The organism is Kitasatospora sp. NPDC048715, from assembly GCF_043198905.1.
Classification (GTDB): domain Bacteria; phylum Actinomycetota; class Actinomycetes; order Streptomycetales; family Streptomycetaceae; genus Kitasatospora; species Kitasatospora lactacystinica.
This window is the reverse complement of the sequence record NZ_JBICVH010000020.1, coordinates 155,482-174,298: the sequence shown is the minus strand read 5'-3', so window position 1 is coordinate 174,298 and position 18,817 is coordinate 155,482. Positions and strand designations below refer to the sequence as shown.

The 18,817-nt window shown below is 74.9% G+C and carries 17 protein-coding genes and 2 pseudogenes; 8 read left to right on the top strand and 11 right to left on the bottom strand.

What is annotated here, in order from left to right:
- Positions 1–4: 4 nt before the first annotated feature.
- Both polX and ACGFSC_RS33275 read right to left on the bottom strand, forming a co-directional pair.
- Positions 5–1,735, bottom strand: coding sequence for a DNA polymerase/3'-5' exonuclease PolX (polX, locus tag ACGFSC_RS33280; protein ID WP_359907514.1), 1,731 nt, complete (start codon positions 1,733–1,735; stop codon positions 5–7).
- A 76-nt stretch (positions 1,736–1,811) separates the two neighbouring features.
- Positions 1,812–2,537, bottom strand: coding sequence for an ATP-binding protein (locus tag ACGFSC_RS33275; protein WP_359907516.1), 726 nt, complete (start codon positions 2,535–2,537; stop codon positions 1,812–1,814).
- Between the two features lie 293 nt (positions 2,538–2,830).
- Here ACGFSC_RS33275 and ACGFSC_RS33270 point away from each other — a divergent pair, with 293 nt between their 5' ends.
- Together ACGFSC_RS33270 and ACGFSC_RS33265 are read left to right on the top strand one after the other, a co-directional pair.
- Positions 2,831–3,448 carry a helix-turn-helix domain-containing protein gene (locus tag ACGFSC_RS33270; RefSeq protein ID WP_359907519.1) on the top strand — a complete coding sequence of 206 codons (618 nt, stop codon included), beginning with the start codon at positions 2,831–2,833 and terminating at the stop codon, positions 3,446–3,448.
- A complete protein-coding gene (locus ACGFSC_RS33265; RefSeq protein WP_359907522.1) occupies positions 3,445–4,794 on the top strand; it encodes an MFS transporter in 1,350 nt (449 codons plus the stop codon). The genes ACGFSC_RS33270 and ACGFSC_RS33265 overlap by 4 nt, the downstream gene beginning before the upstream one ends.
- A gap of 18 nt (positions 4,795–4,812) precedes the next feature.
- Here ACGFSC_RS33265 and ACGFSC_RS33260 read toward each other — a convergent pair whose 3' ends face one another.
- The gene (locus tag ACGFSC_RS33260; RefSeq protein WP_359907524.1) at positions 4,813–5,484 is read right to left on the bottom strand and encodes a DUF6629 family protein; all 672 of its coding nucleotides are present in this window, start codon (positions 5,482–5,484) and stop codon (positions 4,813–4,815) included.
- A 210-nt stretch (positions 5,485–5,694) separates the two neighbouring features.
- A pseudogene (locus ACGFSC_RS33255) lies at positions 5,695–6,534 on the bottom strand (DMT family transporter); the annotation flags it as partial.
- A gap of 267 nt (positions 6,535–6,801) precedes the next feature.
- Between ACGFSC_RS33255 and ACGFSC_RS33250 the strand changes: the two are divergent.
- Positions 6,802–7,065, top strand: a complete 264-nt coding sequence (locus ACGFSC_RS33250; protein ID WP_359907527.1) for a dsRBD fold-containing protein — start codon at positions 6,802–6,804, stop codon at positions 7,063–7,065.
- 418 nt (positions 7,066–7,483) lie between these two features.
- Here the strand turns inward: ACGFSC_RS33250 and ACGFSC_RS33245 are convergent, their stop codons facing one another.
- The 3 genes and pseudogenes from ACGFSC_RS33245 to ACGFSC_RS33235 form a co-directional block, all read right to left on the bottom strand.
- Positions 7,484–8,257: a hypothetical protein gene (locus ACGFSC_RS33245; RefSeq protein ID WP_359907530.1), complete on the bottom strand. Its 774-nt coding sequence runs from the start codon at positions 8,255–8,257 to the stop codon at positions 7,484–7,486.
- A 436-nt stretch (positions 8,258–8,693) separates the two neighbouring features.
- Positions 8,694–9,349, bottom strand: a pseudogene (locus ACGFSC_RS33240) (IS5 family transposase); the annotation flags it as partial.
- Between the two features lie 225 nt (positions 9,350–9,574).
- The gene (locus ACGFSC_RS33235) at positions 9,575–10,444 is read right to left on the bottom strand and encodes an alpha/beta fold hydrolase (protein WP_359907532.1); all 870 of its coding nucleotides are present in this window, start codon (positions 10,442–10,444) and stop codon (positions 9,575–9,577) included.
- A gap of 148 nt (positions 10,445–10,592) precedes the next feature.
- Here ACGFSC_RS33235 and ACGFSC_RS33230 point away from each other — a divergent pair, with 148 nt between their 5' ends.
- Positions 10,593–11,048 carry a MarR family winged helix-turn-helix transcriptional regulator gene (locus ACGFSC_RS33230; protein WP_380356556.1) on the top strand — a complete coding sequence of 152 codons (456 nt, stop codon included), beginning with the start codon at positions 10,593–10,595 and terminating at the stop codon, positions 11,046–11,048.
- Between the two features lie 11 nt (positions 11,049–11,059).
- On the opposite strand, the gene ACGFSC_RS33225 is transcribed toward ACGFSC_RS33230, so the two are convergent.
- Positions 11,060–11,986: an AEC family transporter gene (locus tag ACGFSC_RS33225; RefSeq protein WP_359907535.1), complete on the bottom strand. Its 927-nt coding sequence runs from the start codon at positions 11,984–11,986 to the stop codon at positions 11,060–11,062.
- A gap of 251 nt (positions 11,987–12,237) precedes the next feature.
- On the opposite strand from ACGFSC_RS33225, the gene ACGFSC_RS33220 reads away from it, so the two are divergent.
- Entirely contained in the window at positions 12,238–12,696 is a 459-nt protein-coding gene (locus ACGFSC_RS33220) for an HD domain-containing protein (protein ID WP_359907537.1), read from the top strand.
- A 318-nt stretch (positions 12,697–13,014) separates the two neighbouring features.
- Here the strand turns inward: ACGFSC_RS33220 and ACGFSC_RS33215 are convergent, their stop codons facing one another.
- The gene (locus ACGFSC_RS33215; protein ID WP_359907540.1) at positions 13,015–13,389 is read right to left on the bottom strand and encodes a transglycosylase SLT domain-containing protein; all 375 of its coding nucleotides are present in this window, start codon (positions 13,387–13,389) and stop codon (positions 13,015–13,017) included.
- A 566-nt stretch (positions 13,390–13,955) separates the two neighbouring features.
- A complete protein-coding gene (locus ACGFSC_RS33210) occupies positions 13,956–15,482 on the bottom strand; it encodes a carboxyl transferase domain-containing protein (protein WP_359907543.1) in 1,527 nt (508 codons plus the stop codon).
- Between the two features lie 280 nt (positions 15,483–15,762).
- Between ACGFSC_RS33210 and ACGFSC_RS33205 the strand changes: the two genes are divergently transcribed.
- Positions 15,763–16,155 (top strand): ribonuclease, encoded by a 393-nt coding sequence (locus tag ACGFSC_RS33205; protein ID WP_380356563.1) that lies wholly within the window; start codon positions 15,763–15,765, stop codon positions 16,153–16,155.
- 182 nt (positions 16,156–16,337) lie between these two features.
- Here ACGFSC_RS33205 and ACGFSC_RS33200 read toward each other — a convergent pair whose 3' ends face one another.
- Positions 16,338–17,156, bottom strand: coding sequence for an MOSC N-terminal beta barrel domain-containing protein (locus tag ACGFSC_RS33200; protein ID WP_359907546.1), 819 nt, complete (start codon positions 17,154–17,156; stop codon positions 16,338–16,340).
- 144 nt (positions 17,157–17,300) lie between these two features.
- On the opposite strand from ACGFSC_RS33200, the gene ACGFSC_RS33195 reads away from it, so the two are divergent.
- Positions 17,301–18,029 carry a helix-turn-helix domain-containing protein gene (locus ACGFSC_RS33195; RefSeq protein WP_359907549.1) on the top strand — a complete coding sequence of 243 codons (729 nt, stop codon included), beginning with the start codon at positions 17,301–17,303 and terminating at the stop codon, positions 18,027–18,029.
- 240 nt (positions 18,030–18,269) lie between these two features.
- Positions 18,270–18,797, top strand: a complete 528-nt coding sequence (locus ACGFSC_RS33190; RefSeq protein WP_359907552.1) for a universal stress protein — start codon at positions 18,270–18,272, stop codon at positions 18,795–18,797.
- Positions 18,798–18,817 lie beyond the last annotated feature (20 nt).

The following is an 18,817-nucleotide window of genomic DNA, read 5'->3' as shown; positions in this document are numbered from 1 at the left end:
GGGGCTACCCGGGCACCGCGTCCTTGTGGAGGAAGTGCTTCAGCTTCTGCCAGGTCCAGGTGTTGACCACGTCCTCGGCGGTGAGCCAGCCGCGCTGCGCCGTGCCGATGCCGTAGCGCGGGTAGCCGAGCTGGCCGGTGGCGTGGGCGTCGCTGTCGATCGCGAAGCGCACGCCGTGCCGCCGGGCCCGCAGGACGTCCTCGTCGCGCAGGTCGAGCCGCTGCGGGGAGCTGTTGATCTCGATCGCGGTGCCGGTGCGCGCGGCGGCCTCGAACACCGCGTCCAGGTCGACGTCGATCGGCCCGCGCCGGCCGATCCGGCGGGTGGTGAGGTGCCCGATGACGTGCACGTACGGGTTCTCGCAGGCGCGGATCAGCCGACGGGTCTGGGCGGCCCGGTCCAGGGTGAAGTGCGAGTGCACGGAGGCCACGCAGACGTCGAAGCCGGCCAGGAACTCCGGTGGCCAGTCCACCCCGCCGTCCGGGCCGATGTTCAGCTCGGTGCCGTGCAGCAGGCGCAACTTCTTGTGCCGGCCGGCGAGTTGCCGGAGCTGTTCGCGCTGGGCGAGCATCTTCTCGTCCGTCATCCGCTGCATCACCAGGTCCGGGGCGTGGTCGGTGACGGCGAAGTAGGAGTAGCCGCGGGCGGCCGCGGTGTCGATCATCTCCTCCAGGGTGGCCAGCCCGTCGGTCAGGTCGGTGTGGGTGTGCAGGTCGCCGCGCAGGTCGGACTCCTGGACCAGGTCCGGGAGTCCGCCGTCCAGCGCGGCCTCGATCTCGCCCCGGTCCTCGCGCAGCGGCGGCGGGATCCACGGCAGTCCGAGGGCCGCGTACACCTCGTCCTCGGTCTCCGAGACCACCTTGGCGCCGCCGTCCACCTCGAACAGCCCGTACTCGGAGAGCTTCAGCCCGGCCCGGACGGCCATCGTGCGCAGCTTGATGTTGTGCGCCTTCGAGCCGGTGAAGTAGACCAGTGCGGCTCCCCAGTCCTCCTCCGGGAGGACCCGCAGATCGACCTGTACGCCCTGGGTGGTACGGACCGAGGTCTTGGTGCTCCCGCTGCCGATCACCTCGGCGACGGAGGGGAGTCCGGTGAGCGCGGCCATCAGCGGGGCGGAGTCCTCGGCGGTCGCGAGCACGTCGATGTCGCCCACCGTCTCGCGCATCCGGCGCAGCGAGCCCGCGTACGCGCAGCGGGTGCAGCCGGGGACGGCGGAGAGCACGGCGACGAGCTGCTCGGCCAGCTCGCTGGCGGTGTCCAGCAGCGTGCGGCCGCCGGACTGCCGCATCAGCTCGATGCCGTGCAGGATCTTCTCGCCGCTGCGCTCGCCGAAGCCGGGCAGGTCGGCGAGCCGCTCCGCGCGGGCGGCCGCGGCGAGTTCGTCCACCGAGGAGATCCCGAGGTCGCGGTAGAGGGCCAGGGCGCGCTTGGGCCCGACACTGGGGACGGCCATCATCTCCCGTACGCCGGACGGGATCTCGGCGCGCAGCGCCTCCAGGGCGGGCACGGTCCCGGTGGCGAGGTACTCGGCGATCTTCTCGGCCGTGGACCTCCCGACGCCGGGGATCTGCTGCAGCCCCTTGACGTCCAGGCCGGCCAGGTCCCCGGGGTGGCCGCCGACCGCCCGGGCGGCCTTCTCGTAGGCGCGGGCCCGGAAGGCGTCCCCGCCGGTGATGTTGATCAGGTCGGCGTACTCCTGGAGCAGCTCCCTGACCTGGTCGTTGAGCCGGGGCATGGGGCAAGTCTAGGTTTCGTGGGCCGAATCCGCCGGGTGCGCGCCCCGGTCCGGCCCCGGACGCCGCGGTACTCGGTCAGTCGTACGCGACGGTCAGCAGCAGGACGACGGTCAGCCCGCCGCCGGGGGTGGGCTCCACCGCGAGCCGGCCGCCGGCGGCGTCCACCAGGCTGTGCAGGGCGGGCCCCACCACGCCGTCCGTCCGGACACCGGCGATCAGCCGTTCGCGCGCCCCGGTCGGCTCGGAGGAGCCCCGGTCGCAGACCCGGACCTCCACCCGGCCGCGGGTCGCCGCCGCCCGTCCGGACGCCCGTGGTGCGGACGCGCCACCCGCCACGTCCGCCCGGACCAGCACCCGGCCGCCCGGCGGGCTGCGCCGGATCGCCTGGTCGACCAGCCCGGCGACGGCCGTCTCCAGCCGGCGGGCGTCCCCGGCCACCACCGGCAGCCCCGGCGCCACCCGGACCGTGACGGCCGCCGCCCGGCCACCGCCGCGCACCACCCGGCGGACCAGGTCCGCCACCTGGACGTGCCGGGCCGTCGGCTCGCAGCCGTCCTGCCGGCCGGTCCAGCGCAGTCGCTCCAGCTCGGTGCGGGAGAGCGACCTGGGCGCGGCCATCACGCCCGGTGAGAACGGGCCGAGGCCCTCCTCGGCCTCGGTGGTCGCCAGTGCGCCCGCGCGCCCGGACCCGCTCCGGTGGCCGGTGCCGCCCGCGCCGCCGAACGCGCCGACGGCGCCGCCGAACGCGCCGAGCGCCCGGGCCCCCGACGCGACGTAGCTCCAGAGCCTCCCGCGTGCCATCGCCCTGCCCCTCGTGCTCGCCGGCGGCCGTCATCGAATCCGCGGCCGACCGGGACGGGCCGACCACCGGGCCCTTCCTGCCAGCCTGCGCCTCGCCCGCCCGGGTGACAATCCCGCTCCGGGCCGCGGTCCGCTCCGGGGCCCCCGCCGAGCGGCCGGTCGGGCACCCGCCGACCGGCGGGGCCCCGGAGGCGCGGCCTCCTGCGCGTCGAGCAACCGCGAAGACTTCTTCGCAAAGAACCCTTCGCGAAAAACCCTTTGCAAAGAAGCCTTTGCGGTTCTAGTCTCCTGCCATGACCGAAGAGCGCGGCTGGAAGCACAGTGACGACCCGCACATCGCCATCACCGCCAAGAACATGCGGGCGATGGCGCACCCCGTGCGCATGCAGTTGGTCGGACTCCTGCGCAAGCACGGCCCGTCGACGGCGACGAGGCTCGCCGCACAGCTGGGGCTGAACTCCGGAGCCACCAGCTACCACCTGCGCCAACTCGCCGCCGCGGGCTTCGTCGAGGAGGACGAGGAGCGGGGCAACGCCCGCGAGCGCTGGTGGCGTTCGGCCCACCCGCTGACCGTCTGGACGGTGGACGACATGGCGGACGACGACCTCGACACGGCCGCCGGCTTCCTGCGGTCCGTCCTGGCCGCGCACACCCTGACCGCCCAGCGCGCGCTGGACGCCTTCGAGACCATGCCGCGCGAGTGGCGCCGGGTGACGGACCTCAGCGACCGGGTCCTCCAGCTCACCCCCGCCGAGGCCGAGCGGCTCTCCGGCGAGCTGTTCGAGGTGGTCCGGCGCTACCGGCAGATCGACCACGGCGGGCCGGCCCCGGAGGGTACCGAGCAGGTCTCCGTGATCGTCCACGTCCTGCCGGACACGAGCACCACCACGACCGAGGGGGAAACCGCATGACCACCACCGGCACCGGTGCCGCCGCCGTCCACGCGCCCGGGCGCAGCTTCCGCCCGCTGGCCGGGGTGCTGGCCGCCACGGTCGTCTCCGTGACCGGCACGCGCGTCTCGGCCATCGCCCTGCCCTGGTTCGTCCTGGCCACCACCGGCAGCGCCACCATGACGGGCCTGGTCGCCTTCGCCGAAATGGCGCCGTACGTGGCGGTCAAGGCGCTGACCGGGCCGTTGGTGGACCGGCTCGGGCCGCGCGTGGTGTCCTGGACGACGGACGCGGTCAGCGCCGTCACGGCCGGGCTGGTCCCGCTGCTGCACGCCCGGGGGCTGCTCCCGTTCTGGGCGCTGCTGGTGATGGTCGCGGTGATCGGGGCGATGCGCGGCCCGGGGGACTTGGCCAAGTCCGTCATGGTCCCGGAGGCGGCCGACCACGCCCGGGTGCCGATGGAGCGCGCCACCGGGCTGTCGGGGGTCACCGAGCGGCTGGCCTCCACCATCGGTCCGGCGGTCGGCGGCGGGCTGGTCGCCCTGATCGGGCCGCTGGCCGGGCTGGCGGTCAACGCGGTCACCTTCGCGCTCGGGTCGCTGATCATCGCGGTCGCGCTCCCGCGCGGCATGGGGCGCCCGGCGGTGCCCGCCGTGGCAGCCGAACCCTCGGCGGAGGAGCAGCCCGCGGGCTACTGGCGGATGTTCCGCGAGGGCTTCACCTTCCTGCGCTCGGAGCCGCTGCTGCTCACCGTGATCGTGATGATCGGCATCACCAACCTGATCGACGCCGGGTTCACCACCGTCCTCGTCCCGGTCTGGGCGCGCGAGTCCGGCAACGGTCCGGCCGCCATCGGCCTGGCCACGGCCGTCATGGGCGCCACCGCGGTCGTCGGCAGCCTGATAGCGGCGGCCGTCGCCTCCCGGCTGCCCCGCCGGACGGTGTTCTTCGCCGGCTTCCTGCTGTGCGGTGCGCCGCGCTTCCTGGTGCTCGCCCTCGACGCGCCGATGTGGCTGGTGCTCACGGTCTTCGCGATCGGCGGCTTCGGCGCCGGCTTCCTCAACCCGATCCTCGGCGCGGTCCTCTTCGAACGGGTGCCCCGCCACCTGCTGGGCCGCGTCCACGCCCTCGGAGACTCCCTCTCCTGGGCCGGCATCCCGCTCGGTGGGCTGGTCGCCGGTGCGGCAGTCTCGGCGATCGGGCTGATACCCGGCCTGATCGCCGGTGGAGCCCTCTACTTCGCGACCACGACCTTGGCCGGGCTGCGCCCCGAGTGGCGCGAGATGGACCGTTTCCGAGGGCACACGGGCAGCGCGGTCCGGGCGGGCGGTGCGGCCGACGACTCGGAACCGGCGCACTGCGCTTAGCCGGCCCCAGGGGACGCCCTACCGGGCCCGGCCTTCGGCGGGGGCTGGCCCGCTCGCCGGTCGGTGGCCCGCCCACTGGAGCAGCAGCAGGCTGGTCAGCGCGGCGAGGGCACACCACGTGGAGACGAAGGCGAGGTGCCAGAGCAGGGCGCAGGCGGCGGCGCCCGCGCCGGTGAGGAGACCGAGACGGCGGAGCAGCCGGTCGCCGCTTGCCAGCAGGGAGCCGACGGTGACGAGGAGGTAGCCGGTCAGCAGGAGAGCCGGGTACGGGATGCCCACCGCATAGCCGAGGGTGTGGCCGTGCACGGTCGCCCCCACCGGGTGGGAGCCGATGGCCACGGCCAGCGGAGCGGCGACCGCCGCACCGAGCAGGGTGAGCGCGGCGAGCAGCCGTCGGCGCGGGCCGTCGGTCGCGCACCACACGGCGGCGGGGACCAGGACGGGCAGCAGCGGCAGGGCGACCACCGCCCAGGCGGTGCGGGCCGCTCCGGCGAGGCCGTCCGGCAGTCCGCCGTCGGTGCCGAGCCAGACCATCGCCTCGATCAGCTGGTGCACGCCCAGGACCAGGGGGAGCGCGGCGAGCGGCAAGCGCTCGGGCCGGCCGGCCCGGTGGGCGCGGACCAGGCACGCCACCCCCGCGACCGCGACCAGCCCCCCGGCCACGGCGTCCGCCTGCGCACTCCAGCACATCGGGGCCTAACCGGTGCTCCCGGGGCGGTCGTGCTCCGCGGACCCGCCCGTCGGTTCGTCCTTCGGATTGCCGTCCGGACTGCCCTTCGGCTCGTCGTCCGGTCGGTCCTCCGGACCGCCCCCGGACTTCTGCTCCGCCCCGCCCTCCCGGGGCTCCGCCCCGTCCTCGGGCGGTGCCCCGATGCTCTCCAGGGTGTCGCGGACGGTCCCGGGCATCGCCGGATGGCGGCCGATCACGATCACCCCGATCACGATCGCGACCAGCCCGGCGGCCTGCCAGGCCAGCGCCGCCGGGGTCACCCGCAGCCGGTCGCCGAGGAACCCGACCGCGCAGGCGATCCCGGCCACCGGCTGGGCGGCGGTCAGCGCCGGCAGGGACATCCGCAGCGGCGCCGCCTCGAAGGCGCTCTGCACCAGCAGCAGCCCGACCACGCCCGCCACCACCACCGCGTACGGTTGCCAACTGCGCAGCACCGCGGACAGGCCCTCGTGGTCGAGGCGCTGGGTGGTGGTCCGGGTCAGCGCGTCCTGGAGGCCGTAGAGCAGCCCGGCGGCGAGCGCCAGCAGGGTCGCCTCCTCGAACAGCGGCAGCCGCCGGGCCAGCGAGACCAGCAGCACGACCAGCCCGACCACGGTGCCGACCACCAGCCAGTGCCGCAGCTCCCCGGCGGGCGCCCCGCCGCCGGTCGGTTGCCCGGCCACGATGAAGGCCGTCACCCCGAGGGCCAGCAGCAGCACCCCGGCCCAGCCGGAACGGCCCAGGGTCTGACGGGTCAACACCCGGGCCAGTGCCATGGCGAAGATCAGATTGGTGGCCAGCAGCGGTTCGACCAGCGACACCTCGCCCTGGTTGAGGGCGAACGCCGAGAGGATCAGCCCGCTGACCATGAACCCGGTGCCGAGCAGCCACTGCGGCATCCGCATCAGGTCCAGCAGCAGCCGCCAGCGCAGCAGATCGGAGCGCGGGGCTTGCTGCGCCGCGTGCTGCTGGAGGACGAAGCCGAGCCCCAGACAGCAGGCCGCACTGAGAGCGAGGAGGAAGACCGCCACGGAGGGACCACCAGGTTGTCGCTGCCCGCGCCGCGCCGACGGCTCCGAGAGGTGGGTCGGAGGTCGCGGCCGCTCCCGCCAGCCTACCGCCGGGCCGGTGCCCGGGCGGGGCGCACGACACGCGCGCGGCGCGGCGGGCGCCGGGCCGTCCGGCAGCGCTTGCCGCCACCGGCGGGGCAGGCGCACGCTGGTGTGAGCGGCCGCCACGGGTCACCGTCCGTGCCGGTCCGGACAGGCGCGACGGGGGCCGGCGCCAGGAGGTGTGGCATGCACAACCAGTGGGACGTGGAGCTCAGCTTCGAGGAAGACGGCGTGCACACGGCGTGCGAGGCCAGGCTGACCGGCGCCAGGGCGCCAGGCCTGAGCGCGCACGGCGAATCCGTGAAAAGTGCGGAGGACCGTCCGCTCGCCAGGATCGGCGAGGAGGTCGCGGCCGCCCGGGCCCTGGAGGACCTGTCCCGCAAGCTGCGGGCCCAGGCCACCGGGGAGATCGACGACGAAGGGCACCGCCCGGGGTACCTGATCTACTGAGCCCACCGGCAGCCGAACCCCCGTAGGCCGCGGCGGCCCGTGCACGGCTACCGGACCGGGAAGGGCGTGCCGCGGAGCTGTCGCGCCGCCGGACCGTCGCGCGGCCCGGGCGGAGCCGCTCCTCCCGGGCCGCGAAGGCTTCGAGCAACAGCTCGGCGGCCGTGCGCTCGACGTGGCGCTCGCGGACGACGGCGTCCACGCAGGCGCGCTCCGGCGCGGTCCGGCCCGAGTGGAGGCGCCGCCACACCACGTCCGCCGTCCCCCGCGGTGCCACGGCCCCGGCCCTCAGCCTCCGCCGCATGGTGGAGTACGCAACGCTCCACCGTCCCCCCGTCGGGCGAGGGTGCGCGGTCGTTCCGCATCCGGCCGTCTGCGGCGCTCGGGACGGCCGCCGCACGGGCGGATCCGGTCGGCGGTCCTACCGGCGCCACCAGGGAGCGCGCAGGACGTCGTCCGGGTCGACGGCACAGTTGGTGCCGCTGACCACCTCGTGCGCCGGGACGTCCCAGCCGACGACGCCCGCGGCCTGCCGGTCCAGCTCGACCAGCCGGGCGCGCTGCGGGCCGGTGCCGGTGTCGACGTCGCACATCAACACGCTCGTCCAGGAGCGGCCGTCGAGAGCGGCGACGACCGAGAACGCCGGAAGCACCACCAGGGAGAGCAGCAGCGCCGCGACCCGGACCGCCTCGACGGCCCGGGGCCCGAGGGCCGTGGCCGGCCGCCCGGTGCGGTGGCCGGTGACGGCCGAACGCGCGCCGGTCCGGTACTCGGCCACCACACCGAGGCGCAGCAGATAGCCCAGGGCGCCCGCCGCCACACCCCACCACAGCCCGTTGAACGCGCCGACCACCACCCCGAGCGCCCCCGGCAGGATCGCCGCCCGGGCCGCCGTCTCCACCAGCGCCCGCCCCTGGTGCCGGGCGGCCCCGCCGTGAGCGGCCCGATAGGCATAACTGATGTAGGAGAGCACCGCCGCCAGCACGACCGCCAGCACCGGCTCGGCGAAGAACATCCCGATGACGACGTCCACCCAGTTCGCCGGCCCCATCGCCAGCAGCGCGTCCCGCGCCGCGTCCCCGCCCCCGAGCGTCCACGCGAGCTTCAGCACCGGAATGGCGAACACCACCGCGGGCGCCATCACACGAGCCGCACTCACCTGCCGCCCGCCGCCGGCCCGCGTGGTTTCGGTCATCCGGCAACGCTAAGCACGCCGCCCGTACCCCCGGCCGTCCGACACCCACCGGTGCACCTCATGGCCCAACCCTCCCGCCCCGGCGACGGCCGGCGACCCTCGCGCGCCGAACCCGTGCTCGTCAAGAAAGCCCGCCCGCCGCCGGTGCTGCGCGCGGCCCGGCGGATGCTCGCCCGGTTCACCTGTGGCACACCTTCGCCCCATCCCCGCCCTGGCACCCGAGCGAGCGGCGCGGCCGCGACCCAAAGCCGCCCCGAGCAACCATCCCCGCCGGAACGCCCCCCGACCCCTGCCACCAGGTCGGCCCCGCCCGCCGGAAGTCGACCTGGCCGACTTTCGGCGCCGTCGAACCCTGGAGCGTGCCAGGAAGTTCGTGCAAGTCCGTGATCTGGAAGGCTGCTCCGGGCCCGGTTGAGGGCTTTGACTGGCCGGAACGACCGGAGCCGTGCGGCACACCCCGGTGGGCGATGACCGGCTTGATGCCGCGCTTCCACAGCAGGCGGCGGTACTTGTCGAAGTCGTGGCCGCGGTCGGCGAACAGTTGCCGGGGCCGGTGACGCGGACGACCGGTCCTGCCACGGATGTGGGGGATCGCGTCCAGCAGTGGCAGGAGCTGGGTGACGTCGTGGCGGTTGCCGCCGGTCACTGTGATGGCCAGTGGCGTGCCCCGGCCGTCCGTGATCACGTGATGCTTCGAGCCCGGTCGGGCACGGTCGACCGGGCTCGGGCCCGTTTTGGGCAGCCGCGACGGGCCTGGCGGTGCGAGCCGTCGATCACCGTCCACGACCGGTCCAGCTCGCCGGCGCGGTGCAGTTCGGTCAGCAGCACCTGGTGCAGTCGGTCCCACACCCCCGCCTCGTGCCAGTCCCGTAGTCGGCGCCAGCAGGTCATGCCCGAGCCGAAGCCGAGCTCCTGCGGCGGCCACTCCCACTGGATCCCCGCGTGCAGCACGAACAGGATCCCCTGCAGACAGCCCCGGTCTTCCAACCGCGGACGGCCGATCCTGCGAAGCCGCTGCTGCCGCACGGGCAGCAGCGGCTCGATCCGGCCCCACAGGCCATCCGACACCAACCACGACGCTCTCTTCCCCAGGGCCCACTCAACGAGCCCGCCCTGCAGCACGAGAAGTCGGGTGGGCCGACTTTGGGTGTGGGGTGGGTGTGTCGCCTGCCTCGGGGCGACGTGGGTGGAGGTGTGCGTGGCGGGAGAAGTCGGGTGGGCCGACTTTTCGCGGGGGCGGGCGGGGTGTGCCGCCGGCCTCGGGGCGGCTCGGGGACAGGGGGCGGGGCGACTTCTCGTGGGGGTGGGTGGGGGCGGTCAGGTTTGGTGGGTGGGGGTGAGGAAGGTGGTGAGGCGGGGGTTGAGGTCCTGGGCGGCGGCCATGGGGAGGTTGTGGTGGGAGACGCCCGGGAGGACGGCGACCTCTGCTCCGGGGAGGGTGCGGCGGGCGGTCCGTGCGATGCGGTGGGGGTCGTGGGTGCGGCTGCGGGCGGCGAGGAGGGTGAGGACGGGGGTGGTGAGGGTGCGGAGGCGTTCGGGGGAGGGGCGGGGGCCGGTCACGACGGGGGAGGCGGGGAAGTCGGCGTGGCCGAGGGCGTAGAGCTCGCGCCAGACGGGGTCGAGGGGCGGGGTGTCGCCGGTCTCCCAGTCGAGGTAGGAGCGGGCGCGGGCCGGGGTGCGGTGGGGCAGGAAGAGGGGGAGGGCGCGCAGCAGGTAGCCGGGGCGGAAGCCGGCGAAGCACTGGGTGGGGTCGAGCAGGGCGAGCCTGCCGACCCGGGTGGGGGCGTGCAGGGCGTACTCCAGGGCGATCCAGCCGCCGTACGAGTGGCCGCAGAGGTCGGCCCGCGGGACGTCGAGTCCGTCGAGGACGGCGTCCAGCCAGCCGAGCAGGCCGGGGACGCCGTCGAGGGCGGCGCCGTCGTGGATGCTGCGGCCGGGGTCGCCGATGAGGTCGACGGCGAGGACGCGGTGTCCGGCCTCGGCCCAGGTGCCGGCGTTGGCGAACCACATGGTGGAGGTGGCGCCGCCGCCGTGGAGCAGGACGAGGGGGCGGCCGTCGGCGGGGCCGCAGGCGTTGATCCGGGTGGTGCCGTGGGCGGTGCGGACGGTGAGTGCCTCGACCGGGACGGGCCAGCGGGCGAGCAGGGCGTCGTAGGCGGCGAGGAAGGGGGCGGTGCGGGCGGACATGGGGCCTCCGCGGGTGTGGTGTGATGGCGGCCGGGTCGGCTGAACCACTCGCCGAACACGTATCGCGCTGAACAAGCATCTCGCTGAGCAATTATCTCGCTGAGCGAGAGAATAGTCGCACATGCCCTCCCCGAGGAAGGACGACAGGGTGTCCGAGGTTGCCGAGCCGATGCGGCTGGTCCATCTGTTGCGTGGTCTGACGGTCGAACTCGACCTGTTCGGAGCCGAGTTCGCGGCCCGCAACGGTCTGCACCCGACCGATCTGCGGGCGCTGATCCACCTGCTGGACGCGGCCAGGGCCGGGGAGGTCGTCACTCCGGGCCGGCTCGGCGAGGCGCTGGGGCTGAACTCGGCGGGTACCACCGGCCTGGTGGACCGGCTGGAGCGGCTCGGGCTGATCCGGCGCGAGCGCGACCCGCAGGACCGGCGCCGGGTGCGGCTGCTGGTGGAGGAGCGGGCGATGGAGCTGGGGGAGGGCTTCTTCGGCGGGCTGATCGGCGATCTGGTCGCGGCGATGCGGCGGTTCGAGCCGGGGGAGCTGGACACGGCCCGGCGCTTCCTGGCGGCCGTGACCGAGGTGGTGTCGGCCGCCAGGGAGAGGTGAACGCGCCGGAACTACGCGGGGCCGAGGGTCCAGCTGATCACCGACAGCGTCGCCATCGACAGGAGCGTCGACCAGAGCACCGCGTCCCGGGCGAGGGCGGTGCCCCGCTGGTACTCGCGGGCGTAGGTGTACACGTTCTGCGCGGTGGGCAGCGCCGAGAACAGCACCACGGTGAGGAGCTGGTGGGCGGGCAGGTGGAGCAGCGGGCCGGCCACGGCGAGTGCGACCAGCGGCTGGACCAGGGTCTTGAGCACGACGATCAGCCCGACCTCGGTGCGGCGCGGACGGCCGTCCGCCGGTGGGCGGTTGTGCAGCGAGAGGCCGAGGGTGATCAGCGCGGTGGGGACGCCGGCGCCGCCGAGCAGTTCGCAGGAACGATTCAGCTCGGCAGGCAGGTGCACGCCGGTCGCCGACACGACCGCGCCCAGCGCGGTGGCCAGCAGGATCGGGTTGCGGACGGGCAGGGTGAGCAGCGCCCGGCGGCCGGCCGCGCCACCGTCCAGGACGGCCAGGACGGCGGGGGTGACCACCAGGATCTGGAACAGCACCACGGGCGCCACGAACGAGGCGTCGCCGAGGACCTGCATGGTCACCGGGATGCCGAGGTTGGCCGAGTTGACGTAGCCGGAGGCCATCGCGCCGATGGCCAGTTCGCCGGGCTTGCGGTGGAACAGCAGCCGCCCGGCGAGCAGCCCGAGGCCGATCGCGACCGCGGTGCCGGCCGTGAAGGCGAGCATCGAGGCGTTGGCGAAGCGGTCCAGCGGGGTGCGGGCGATCATCAGGAACAGCGCGGCCGGCATCGCCACGTGGAAGACGAACCGGTTGAGCACCGTCTCGGCGTGCGGCCCGAGCAGCCCGGCGCGGCCGACGACGTAGCCGACGCCGGTGAGCGCCCAGATCGGCGCGAAGGCGGACAGCAGGGGATGCAGGGCTGGCATGGTTCCTCGGATCGCTCGGACGGATCTGCCGGTGCGACGGGGGTGTCCCGTCGGGGGCGCCGACTTCCGAGCGCGGTGACCCCCCGAAGCCCATGAACCCCCGGGGCAGTAAACCAGTGGCCGCGGGCACGGCGATCAGTGGGTCTGTCGCGAGCACGCCAGCAGGACCGGCCGTCCGGGACGGTGTCGGCCGGCAGGGGCGGGGCCGAGGGACCGAAGCCCGACCGATCGCCCGGGCCTACGATGGCCCGATGGAGGACCAGTACCTGAGCCTGTCCGAGGTGGAGGCGATCGCGCGCCGGGCCCACCAGGGGCAGGTGGACAAGAACGGCCACCCGTACGGCGAGCACATCGCGGCGGTCGCCCGGGGGACGGCGGCGCGCGGCGGCAGTGCGGCGCAGATCGCGGCGGGCTGGCTGCACGACACCGTCGAGGACGACCGGCTGAGCCGGGAGTGGCTGGCCGGGGCCGCGCTGCCGGAGGAGACCAAGGCGATCGTGGACGCGCTCACCCGGCGCCCGGACGAGCCGGTCGAGGCGTACACCGCGCGCATCCTGGCCACGCCGGGCGCGCTGCTGGTCAAGCGCGCGGACCTGGCGCACAACTCCGATCCGGCCCGCCTCGCCACCCTGGACCCGGCGACCGCCGAGCGGCTGGCCGCCAAGTACACGCGGATGCGCGAGCTGCTCGGGCTCACCGGCGGGCTGTAGCCCGCACGCCGTGAGCCCGTGAGCCCGTGAGCCCGTGAGCCCGTGAGCGCGAAGCCCGCACGCCGTGAGCCCGCGGCCGCGAAGCCCGGGAGCGCGTGGTCCGCGCGCGGGGGTCCATGCGCCGTGGCGCCCACGCCGTGGCCCGGGCGGGCGCGGTCCACGGGCCGGGCCGCCGCCGGAGAACCAGGAGAGGGCCCGGACCACGCGGGTCGCGCGGGTCCGGGCCCTCTCGGGCACCCCGGTGGTCCCTGTCCGACCCCCGGGGTGAGGGGGAGTGGTCAGGTGGCGGGCGGTGGTCGGTGGGCCGACGGGGTCGGCTTAGTACCAGTGGTGGGTCTGCCAGAAGTTCCAGGCGGCGTTCGGGCTGCCGTAGCGGGTGTTCATGTAGTCCAGCGCCCACTTGATCTGGGTGGTCGGGTTGGTCTTCCAGTCCGAGCCGTGCGTGGCCATCTTGGAGCCCGGCAGCGCCTGGGCCAGGCCGTACGCGCCCGAGCTCGGGTTGGTCGCGGTCACGTTCCAGCTGGACTCGTGGGCGATGATCTGGCTGAAGGACGCCAGCTGGTTGGCCGGGACGATCTGGGCGGCGATGGCCTGCGGGGAGGCGGTGGCGGCGTTCGCGGTGGCGGGCAGGACACCCGCGCCCAGGGCGGTCAGACCGGCGGCGCCGGCGAGAATCGCGGCGGAAGTGCGCATGCGGAGCTTGAAAGCGGGCATGAAGAACAGGACCTCAATCGGGTTGGGCCGGTCGCTCCCCGCCCAGGACCACGGCCGGACAAGGGCCGAACGGTTGCGGGGTGCGACGCGATCAGGAAGCCGTTCACCGGCGGGACAGGAGCCGGTGCGGCTGGCGATGGAAGCCATTGTTGCCAGACCGGATCGGCCGTCGCCAAGACCCGCTCGGTACGACCCGCGGTCGTACGGAACGGGACGCCGTGGATTCGAAGGGCCGGCCGCGCGAAGCCTGCCGACCGGTGCTGAGCTGCGGGAACGCGGGGAGCGTCGGGGCGGCGCGGGTGCCGTCGGGGTGTCCACTACCGTCCGTCGTAGTCGTTGATCACGTGTGAGCGCACTCACCGTCCGGGGCTCGGGGGGCGTCACTCGCCGGTCCGGCGGCCGCACGGTGGGTGAAGATGATCAACGCTGCCTTGAGACCGGGGCCACACCGTGGTGCTGAGACCGGCGCCACACCGCCCCGGCCATGCCGATGCCGGTGTCACACGGTCGCGGCGGGACCGGAGCCGAGCCGCCGTGGTGGACGGCTAGCGCAGGTCGCCCAGTCGACGGTGCCGGGCGGCCCGGGCCGCGAGCCGGTCCGTTTCGGCGGTGGCCGCCAGGGCGCCGAGCGCCGCGCCGACCGCCTGCCCGAGCCGGGCGCAGAAGGCCTCCGGCTCCTCGGCGGCGTCCGGCAGCTCCGGAACCACCTCGTCGACCAGCCCGACCTCGGCCAGGTGGCGCGCCCCGATCCCCTGGGAGCGGGCCAGCTCGGCGGCGTGCGAGCCGTCCCGGTGGACGATCGCCGAGGCGCCCTCCGGCGGCAGCGGTGCCAGCCAGGCGTGCTCGGCGGCGATCACCCGGTCCGCCGGGAGCAGCGCGAGCGCCCCGCCGCCCGAGCCCTGGCCGAGCAGTACGGCCAGGACGGGCGTGCGCAGCGCGAGCAGGGTGGTGAGGCAGTGGGCGATCTCCACCGCGATGCCGTCCAGCTCGGCCCGTGCCGACAGCTCGGCGCCGGCCGTGTCCACTACGGTGACCAGTGGCAGCCCGAGCTGTTCGGCCAGGCGCGCGGTGCGCCGTACGGCCCGCAGGTCGGCGGCGGTGAAGGGGCGCTCGTGCTCGGGGGTCTGCCGCTGCTGGCCGACGACCAGCACGGGCCGCCCACCGAGCACGGCCAGTGCCCGGACCAGCGCGCCGCCGCGCCCGCCGGGGGCGTCCAGCAGCACCAGCTCCTCGGTGGTGTGCCGCAGCAGTTCGCGGGCGCCCGGGCGGTCGGGGCGACGGGTGCGGCGGACGGAGTCCCAGGCGTCCGGGTGTCCGGGGGCGTCCGGGTCGGTTTCGGGAGCGGGAGCGGGCGCGGACTCGGGGCCGGTGGAAGGGGCCGGCGGTGCGGCGGCGAGCACGGTCAGCGCGCGGCGGAGCAGTTCGCGCAGCTCCTGCGGCGGCACGACGGCGTCCACCAGCCCCTGGCCGGCGAGCGTCTCGGCCCGCTGGACGTCCGGCGGCAGCTCCACGCCGCGCAGTTCCTCGTACACCCGCGGGCCGAGGAAGCCGAGCCGGGCGCCCGGCTCGGCGAGGACCAGCTGCCCGAGCGTGCCCCAGGAGGCGAAGACCCCGCCCATGGTGGGGTTGCGCAGATAGGTGACATAGGGGAGGCCGGCGGCGCGGTGCGCCTGGACGGCGGCGGTGATCCGCAGCATGCAGAGGAAGGCCGCCGACCCCTCCTGCATCCGCGTCCCGCCGGAGACGGGCAGGGCGAGCAGCGGCAGCCGCTCGGCGGTGGCGCGTTCGACGGCGCGGGTGATCCGCTCGGCGGTGGCGACGCCGATCGAGCCGCCGAGGAAGCCGAACTCGGAGGCGATGAGGGCGACCGGCCGGCCGCCGATCAGGCCGAGGCCGGTGAGGACGGCCTCGTCCAGGCCGGTGCGCTCACGGGCGCGGTCGAGCGAGGCGCGGTAGCCGGGGTCGGCCCGGTCGGCGGCCGGCGGCTCGTCCCAGCTGCGGAAGCCGTCGGGGTCGACCAGCAGTCCGATCAGCTGGTGGGCCGTCAGTGCCGTGCCCGAGCCCGTACCCATGCCCACCCCGTCAGAGATCGTTCCGGCCTTGCCGTGATCCGCCACGCTACGGGGCACTCTATGCGGCGCGGTCCGGGCGGGACAGCTCCGGCTTGAGTTCGATGACGGTCGACCCTTGTGTCGGCCGGGCGGTTCGTGGGCGTCGTGCGGGTGGCCCCGGGGGCGGGGTGCGGTGGTCGGCGTACGGCTCAAGTCTGCGCAGGTAAAGGGGGGTTACTCACTGGTTAATAGTTTTTCCGAAGGCTTCCAGAGTTGACGGTGTCCCGCCACACTGAGGGGCATGACTCGCACTCTACGCGCGTGGAAGTCCCGCGCCGCCGCCGTCACCGCCGTCGCCCTGATGACCCTCGCCCCGGTCGCCGTCGCCACCGACGCGCACGCCGACGTGAGCGGAACGGTCTGCCTCTCCGCCCTCCCGTCGCAGGCCGCCGACACCCTCGACCTGATCGCCTCCGGTGGCCCCTTCCCCTACTCCCAGGACGGTGTGGTCTTCCAGAACCGGGAGGGCGTCCTGCCCGGTGAGTCCTACGGCTACTACCACGAGTACACCGTCATCACCCCGGGCTCCCCGACCCGCGGCGCCCGCCGGATCGTGACCGGCCGGTCCTATCAGGAGGACTACTACACCGGCGACCACTACGCCACGTTCTCCCTGATCGACCAGACCTGCTGAACCTCCACTGACCGACCGTCCCGGAACGCTTCCGGCACGACGGTGGCCCCGGCCCGCTTCCCCGCCGAGGTCACCGCCGTGCGGCCGGGCCGACTGCCGAGCGCGAAGCCGAGGCCGAAGCCGAAGCCGAAGCCGAGACCGAGACCGAGACCGAGGTCGCCGCGGCGACGGCCGCGCCGGGCTCAGAGCTCGGACGGCCCCCAGGCGCCCACCGTAAGCTCGTCCCCCACCCGCAGCGTGCCGGGCCGCAGCACCGCGAACTTGCTGCCGAACGCCACCCCGCCCGCAGCCGCCCGGCGGTACCGGGCCAGGGTGCGCAGCGGCTCCGGCCCCGCCTTGGTGCCGCTGGACTGGTCCAGCGTCGTCACGGCGCAGCGGATCGCCAGCTTGGCGTAGCCCAGTTCGGCCCCGCCCACCTCGATCCTGCGGGCCAGGTCCTCGGTGTGCGGTTCGGTCCAGCCGTCCACCACCAGGTTCGCGCGGAACCGGTCCATGGGCACCGGCCGGGCGTCGGAGAGCTCGTTGAAGTGCTCCAGCGAGGAGTGCGACACCAGGAGCACGGCGCAACTGTCCGCATAGCCCGAGGTGCCCGGGGTCAGTCCGGTGGTCACCCGGTCGTGCTCCGGCGGTACCCGGACCAGCCGGCCGCGCGAGCCCAGCACCTCGGACAGCCAGTCGGCGGCCTCCTCGCCCTGATCGATGCCGAGGAACGGCAGATCGAACATCCGCACCTCGCGGCGCGGGCCCTCGGTGTCCACCGTCACCGACACCGGCTCCATGCCGGCGGCGGTCAGCGTCAGTGAGCGGCCGTCCCGCGTCACCGCCGGGCGGACGGTGGCCAGGACCGGGTCCCGGCGCTGGGAGCGGAACACGCCCTCCTCGTCCACCACCATGAACTCCCGGTCATGGGCCAGCCCGGCCCGGGTGAGCTCCGCCTGCGCGGCCGTCACCCCGGCGCAGCCCTTGACCGGGTAGTACCGCAGCTCCGTCACCGTGGCCATCGCTTGGTCGCCCCCTTCGTGCAGGCGCACCGTTCTGCGCCTGCGCACCGTCCATCTCGTCGACCCCACAGGGTAGTTGAGCGGCTCGGCGGGGCTGGTGGGCGGTGCCCGGTGGGCGAGCCCGGCGCTTGCTAGGGTCGGGGCATGGCACCACCGAGCAGCGCGAACCCCCCGGGGCGGCTCCGGCGGGACGCGCAGCGCAACCGCGACCAGCTGCTCGCCGCCGCCCGCGACATGTTCTCCCGGCACGGCCTCGACGTGCCGCTGGACCAGATCGCCAAGGAGGCCGGCGTCGGCAACGCCACCCTCTACCGGCACTTCCCGACCCGCGAGGCGCTGATCGCCGAGGTGTTCGAGGACGCCGGGGGCGGTCTGGCCGCCGCGGGCGAGGAGGCGCTCGCCGCCGAGGACGCCTGGAGCGGCCTCGAACGGTACTTCGGGCGGATCTTCGAGCTGGTCGCCGCCGACCGGGGCATCAACGACCTGGTCACCCAGGCCATCCCGGCCATCCCCGGAATGATCGAGATCAGCCGCCGGCACGCCGCCACCGTCGGCGTCCTGATCGCCCGCGCCCAGGAACAGGGCACCATGCGCCGCGACGTGGTCACCATGGACCTGCTCTTCCTCCTCGGCCCGCTCTGCCGTGCCCTGCCCGCCGCCACCGAGCTGCGCCCCGACCTCTGGCGCCGCTACCTCGCCCTCCTGCTCGACGGCTTCCGCGCCCGGGCCGCCCACCCGCTGCCGGTCCCGCCGATCGGGGAGGAGCACCTGGACCGGATGTTCGCGGACCTCTGGGAGGCGGGGTCGCCGGAGCAACCGGAGCAACCGGAGCAACCGGAGCAACCAGAGCGGCCGGAGTCGCCGGAGCGCTGAGCGCGCCTCGCCCGCGCGGCGTCAGGGACGCGTACGGAACGGCGGGCTCCACGTCAGAGCCGCGTCAACGGGCCGGTGCCGTACGGGCGCGGACCGCTTTGCTGGGGTGAAATCGGCGCGGTTCGGCGCGGTCCGGCGCAGCAAGGGCCAGGGCCGTCCGGTGCGCGGGCACCCGGGCACCCGGGCACCTTGGCACCAGGGCATCCGCGCGCGGCCGGACGGAGAGGCAGGGGCGGAGCCATGGCGGACAGTGGTACCGACGAGGGCCGGATCGTGGTCGGCATCAGCGGCTCGCTCGGCAGCCTCGCCGCGCTGCACCACGCGGTGGCCGAGGCCCGCCGGACGGACGTCGAGGTGCTCGCGGTGCTCTGCTGGACCCCGCCCGGCGACGAACTCGGCTACCGCCGGACCCCGTGCCCGCCGGTGATCGAGGCCGGCCGCGACGCCGCCGTGGCCCGGCTGCGGCAGGCCCTCGACGAGGCCTTCGCCGGACGCTACGCGGGTGTCCGCCTGCGCTGCCAGACCGTTCGCGGCGACACCGGCCACACGCTGGTGCGGTGCGCCGACCGGCCCGGGGACCTGCTCGTCCTCGGCGCCGGCCGGGAGCGCAGCCGCCTCGCCCGGCTGGTGCACCCCTCGGTCACCGCCTACTGCGTGCGGCACGCCAGCTGCCCGGTCCTGGCCGTCCCGCGCCCACCGCTGCAGCGCGACCTGGAGGCGCTGGAACGCGGCCGCGGGCCGCGGGAGCCGGCGGCGGGGAACGGCTAGCGGCCCGCGCGGCCCCGCGG